Genomic DNA, 5098 nt, shown 5'->3' on the forward strand with positions numbered 1-5098 from the left:
GGGCCGTCTCGGTCGGGTGGCGCGGCGCGGTGCTGCCGACGCTGTCGGTCGGCGTGGTCGCGGAGGTCGTCGGCACCGGCGGCGAAGGCACCGCCGTCACGGTCGGTCCGGTCATGGGGGACATCGTCGGCCCGGCCGCCGCGGTGAACGGGTACGGGGCGGAGCCGCTCGTCGGTGGTCCACCCGTCGTCACGGTGGGGGCGGCGGCGCTCGACGGTCCGTCGACCGGCGGCGGACCGGGCGAGGTGACCGGGCCGTTCGGCGGCGGCGCCACCGGTGCGGCGGAGGTCAGGGTCGGGGCGTCCGACAGGCGGTACGGCGAGGTGACAGTCGGATCGCCGGCGAGACCGTGCGGCGACGTGATCGACGGCGCACCGGCGGACGTCGGGACGGTGGTGTGCGATTCGGGCGGCACAGGTGGGCCCGCCTGGTGCGCGACCAGGGCGGTCGCGTCCGGGCGGACGGCGGTTTCCCCGCGTACGCCGGCACCGACCGGATCGGCCGCCGGGGAGTTGTTCGTGCCGGCGCTCCCGGCCTGGGCCGTGACCGTGCCAGCGTCCGCAACCGGCGGGGCCTCGGGCAGACGGGGTGCGGGAGCGACGTCGGGCCCGGGCGGCACGGTCGAGCGGGTGCCGCCGTCCATCTCGGCATGACCGGTCGCGACCGCTCCGCCGACCTGCGCCGACAGGTCGGGAGGCGGGGCGACGCGGAGGTCCGCCGGTGTCGTGGGCAGACCGGCCAGGGCACTCATCCGGCCGTCGAGCCGGGCCTGCAATGCCGCGTCGGCCTGTGTCGTGGCGGAACCCCGGACGCCGGAAGCGGCGGCGCGCGCGGCGTCCTCCAACGAGGTCGGCCCCTGGCCGGTGGCCAGGCTCGCGGCCTGCTCGGCGAGCACCTCGCCGGTCATCTCCCGGCCGACGTGCTCGCCGATCCGGGCACCCCGGCCGGTGGCGTGCCGTCCCAGACCGGCGAGCGGTGCGACGGCACCGCCGGCCAGGCCACCGACGGCCGAGGTGCCGAGTTCCGCGAGGTCCAGGCCGTGCCGCCGGCCGGTCGAGTTCTGGTACGCCTGCGTCGCGAGGCTGACCCCCGCCTCCTCGCCCGCCTCGTAGAGCCCGCCGACCGCGGCGCGCCGGGCCAGCCCGCGCATCCCGCCCTTCGTGACCTCCTTGGCGGCCCGCTCCCCGGCCTCCTTGAGCCCCTGCCTGAGAGCCTTCCGCGCGAGCTGTGCCATGAGTCGCTTGAAGATCTGCTGCACGATGGCCCGGGTGGCGGCGATCGCCGCGGCGGCGGCCGGCGAGGCGGCACCGGCCGTGAGCACCGTCGCCACGGCGAGCCCGAGCAGCTCGACCACCAGGATGCCCAGCTCGATCCAGACCTCGAGCTTCGCGCCCTCGATGTCGCAGCCGCACTCCTCGACCAGTCGACCGAGATCGGTGCTGATCGCGAGCAGCACCGGCAGCGGCGCGTCGTCGCCCTCGGCGACCCGCCGCCAGGCCTGGTCGAAGGCCGTGGCGACCGCGCCGACCCCGCCGTAGCCGTTCCCGACCTCGGTCGCGGCGGTGATCGCGTCGGTCTGCGGGCCGGCCAACGCGGCGGCCACCCCGTACCACTGGTCCGCCAGGTCCCACACCGCGCGCTCGTTGCCGTCCGGCCACTCGACCCCGACCACCCAGTCGAGGGCTTCGTAGATCCAGCCGGGCAGCTCCCAGGGCGAGAAGTCGAGCGGGTGCGGAATCGGGCTGGGCAGCACGGTCATCCCGGACTCCTCCGGCGATCAGGGCTCGGAACGCCGGTCGGCCACCTGGCCGAGGCGGCCGGCGCTGGCAGCGTCGGTCTGCACGTTGGCCTCGACCGAGCGGACGACGTCCGCACCGAGACCGGCCAGGTGCCGTCCCACGCCCTCCCAGGCCCGGAGCACTACCTCCTCGAAGCCGCGGTACCGCTGCTCGAAGGTCGCGCCGATGTCGTCCTTCCCCCAGGGCCGCTGGGCACTGGCCGCCGCGATCTCGCCGCCCTCCCGCTGCCGGGCCGCCACGAACGCCTCACCCGCCACCGAGAGATCGGCACCAGCGCGCCGGGCGCGCTCGGGATCGAGCCACAGGAGACCGTCCATCACTCCTCCCGCCGCAGCGCCGCGTCGGCCCGACCGAGCAGGGAACCGAAGTCGCCGGTCCGCAGGAACTCCACCGGCCCGGACCCGCCCGGCAGGTAGGTGGCCACCAGCTGCCGGGTCTCCTCCGCCGCCGTGGCGCCGGCCCGTTGCACGGTCTCGGTGATCGCGCGGCTGAGCCCCTTGGCGTCCCGCTCCTGGTAGGCGGCGGGGCTCACCTCGACCTGGATCACCTCGCCCCGGGCCCCGACGACGGCCGTCACCCGACCGTCGGACGAACGCTCGGTCACCCGCAGCTCGGTCAACCGCGTCTGCAACTCGTCCAGTCCGGACCGTAGCCGCTGGTACTGCCCGTACACGTCGTCGAACCGTGCCCGCAGCGCACGGTTGGTGTCCCGGTCCACGTTCTCAGCCAACGCCACCCTCCCCGGTCACCGTCGGTAGGGCGAACCATACCGGGCGCCACAATCCCATGGGGGTCCGGTAGTTTCAGGCTCGTGATCGACCGCCAGCAGGCCGAGCAGCTCGCCGCCGTGTGGGCCCGCCGGGATTCACAGCGCCTGGGTTACGAGTGCCGCCCGTCGGTCGACGAGTTCGACCTGGGCTTCGTCATCACGTCCTCCGTGTCGCCCGACGTCCGGACGGTCCCCGGCGACCTACCGACCACAGTGGTCGACAAGCAGACCGGCGAGGTGAGCACCTGGCCCCGGGTGTCGATCGAGCAGGTCGAACGCATGTACCGCCGGAGCCGCCCGGAGGGTCCGCCCGCGCCGCGTACGGTCGACCCCGCCGGCCAACTGCTCCGCGAGATCCGCCGGCTCCCCACCCCGACCACGGCCGCCCACCTCAGCGTGGACGGCCGGTTGTACCGCGCCCAGGGCGCGAAGGGCGACATCGAGCTCAACCACCACCCGCTGGTCCGCCGGTACCTCGACGATCTGCCACCGGGCCACCTCGTCCGCGGCGGGGACCGCCACGCCGAGCTGATCGTCGTCTCGGACGTCCTGCACGAGTACGACCACCGTCGCGCCGCCGAGGGCATCGAACCGATGGGCATGGCCGACGCGACGGCCCTGTTCAGGACCGCTCGCTTCGAAATCTTCCGGGTCCGCGAACCAGGCGACCCGCACGGCGGCTCCGCCGACCGGCCCTGCGACTCGTGCATCGGGCTGCTCGTCGACTTCGCCCTCCTGCCGTGGTCGGACCGGGCCTACGCGATCGCCTGGCATCCGGAACCGCAGCCGGATCCCGCCCCGGGCCGTTTCGCGCCCGAGGTGGCCCAGGCGCTGGTCGCCGCCGGCTGGGACCCGGGCGTCGGAGACGAGATCGTCGCGGCCTCCGCGATCCGGGATGTCAGTGCGGTCACTGGTAGGACGCACAGACACCTGGCGTTTCCGGCCGCAGTAGCGGCCCTGACCGCTTTCCCGAGTCTCGTCGGGGGCCGGCGTGGACCCGGTGACGAGGTGTGGATCTCTCGTGTCGACATCCGGCCACGCCAGGTCGCGCACACCGCCGACACCCTGGCCGACTTCGGTGCGGTGCTCGGCGTACGGCTCTTCCCCATCGGCACCGAGCGGCAGGACAGCATCATCGCCGTGGACGAGCGGGGTCGGATCTTCGCGCTGGACCAGGCCGGTGAGTGGTTCCTCGGCGCGGACGTCGACGCGGCCCTCACCACGCTCCTGCTCGGCCGCGCCCCGGCCCGGGTCCGCGACGACGGGACCTGGTGACCGCTACAGCTCGACGCCGGTGAGGACGAGCACCCGGACGTCGGTGTAGTCGTCCATGGCACTGCGCAGGCCCTCCCGCCCGACGCCACTGCCCTTGAATCCGCCGTACGGCATCTGGTCGGCCCGGTACGACGGCACGTCGCCGACGATCACGCCGCCCACCTCCAGCGCCCGGTGCGCCGCGAACGCCACGTCCGTCCGGTGCGTGAAGACGCCCGCCTGCAACCCGTACGCCGAGTCGTTGACCGCCGCGAACGCGGCCCGGTCGTTCTCGACGCGGGCGACGACCAGCACGGGCCCGAAGACCTCCTCGGCGCAGACCTTGGCGTCGGCGGGCACTCCGGTGAGGACGGTCGGCGGGTAGGTGGCGCCCTCGCGCCGGCCACCCACCTCGATGGTCGCGCCGGCGGTGACCGCCTCGTCGACCCAGGCCTCGACCCGTTCGGCGGCGGCCTCGGAGACCAGCGGTCCGACGTCGGTGAGCTCGGACGAGGGATCGCCCGTCCGCAGTTCCTGGACGGCGGCGACCAGCCGGGGCAGGAAGGCGTCGTAGAGCCACTCGTGCACGTAGACCCGCTGCACCGCGATGCAGGACTGTCCGGCCTGGTAGTTGGAGAAGGTGGCGATGCGGTGGGCGGCGAAGGTGAGGTCGGAGTCGGTGTTCCAGTCCTCGCAGATCACCGCCGCCGCGTTGCCGCCCAGCTCCAGCGTCACGTGCTTGTCCGGGACCGAGCGGCGGATGGCCGCGCCGACCGGGCCGGAGCCGGTGAACGACACCACCGGCAGCCGCGGGTCGGCGACGAGGTCGGCGGCGCGCTCGTTCGGCAGCGGCAGCACCGAGAACATGCCCGCCGGCAGGTCGGTCTCGGCGAGCAGTTCACCGAGCAGCAGCGCCGACAGCGGGGTGGCCGGGGCCGGCTTGACGATGATGGGTGCGCCGACGGCGATGGCCGGGGCGACCTTGTGGGCCACCAGGTTGAGCGGGAAGTTGAACGGCGCGATCCCCAGGACGGGACCGCGCGGCACCCGTCGGACCAGGGCGATGCGCCCGGTGGCCGCCGGATCGGTGTCGAGGCGTTGCAGCTCACCGGAGAAGCGCCGCGCCTCCTCGGCGGCCCAGCGGAAGGTCGAGACGGCCCGGCCGACCTCGGCGCGCGCCCACTTGACCGGCTTGCCGTTCTCGGCGGTGATCAGCGCCGCGACCTCGTCGGCCCGCTCGGCGAGGCGCCGGGAGACGTGGTCGAGGGCCGCCGCC

4 protein-coding genes and 1 pseudogene are annotated in these 5098 nt (G+C 74.4%); 1 reads left to right on the forward strand and 4 read right to left on the reverse strand.

The window, feature by feature from the left end; all coding sequences use genetic code 11:
- The 3 genes and pseudogenes from AB0I76_RS22105 to AB0I76_RS22115 all read right to left on the reverse strand — a co-directional run.
- Nucleotides 1–1759 (reverse strand): annotated as a pseudogene (locus AB0I76_RS22105) (hypothetical protein); the annotation flags it as partial.
- An 18-nt stretch (nt 1760–1777) separates the two neighbouring features.
- Nucleotides 1778–2116, reverse strand: coding sequence for a hypothetical protein (locus AB0I76_RS22110; protein WP_357038522.1), 339 nt, complete (start codon nt 2114–2116; stop codon nt 1778–1780).
- On the reverse strand, nt 2116–2535 hold the full coding sequence (locus AB0I76_RS22115; protein ID WP_357038524.1) for a YbaB/EbfC family nucleoid-associated protein: 420 nt from the start codon (nt 2533–2535) through the stop codon (nt 2116–2118). Before AB0I76_RS22115 ends, AB0I76_RS22110 begins: the two co-directional genes overlap by 1 nt.
- Nucleotides 2536–2610: 75 nt before the next feature.
- Here AB0I76_RS22115 and AB0I76_RS22120 point away from each other — a divergent pair, with 75 nt between their 5' ends.
- Nucleotides 2611–3843, forward strand: coding sequence for an SUKH-3 domain-containing protein (locus AB0I76_RS22120; protein WP_357038527.1), 1233 nt, complete (start codon nt 2611–2613; stop codon nt 3841–3843).
- Between the two features lie 3 nt (nt 3844–3846).
- On the opposite strand, the gene AB0I76_RS22125 is transcribed toward AB0I76_RS22120, so the two are convergent.
- A partial coding sequence (locus AB0I76_RS22125; RefSeq protein WP_357038530.1) for an aldehyde dehydrogenase family protein occupies nt 3847–5098 on the reverse strand: 1252 nt, incomplete at its 5' end.

This window comes from Micromonospora sp. NPDC049799 (genome assembly GCF_040656655.1).
Taxonomy (GTDB): Bacteria; Actinomycetota; Actinomycetes; order Mycobacteriales; family Micromonosporaceae; genus Micromonospora.

What these genes read in the sequence shown, in the direction of transcription:
- AB0I76_RS22110 (WP_357038522.1), bottom strand. Translation starts at nt 2,116, where the DNA reads ATGGACGGTCTCCTGTGGCTCGATCCCGAGCGCGCCCGGCGCGCTGGT.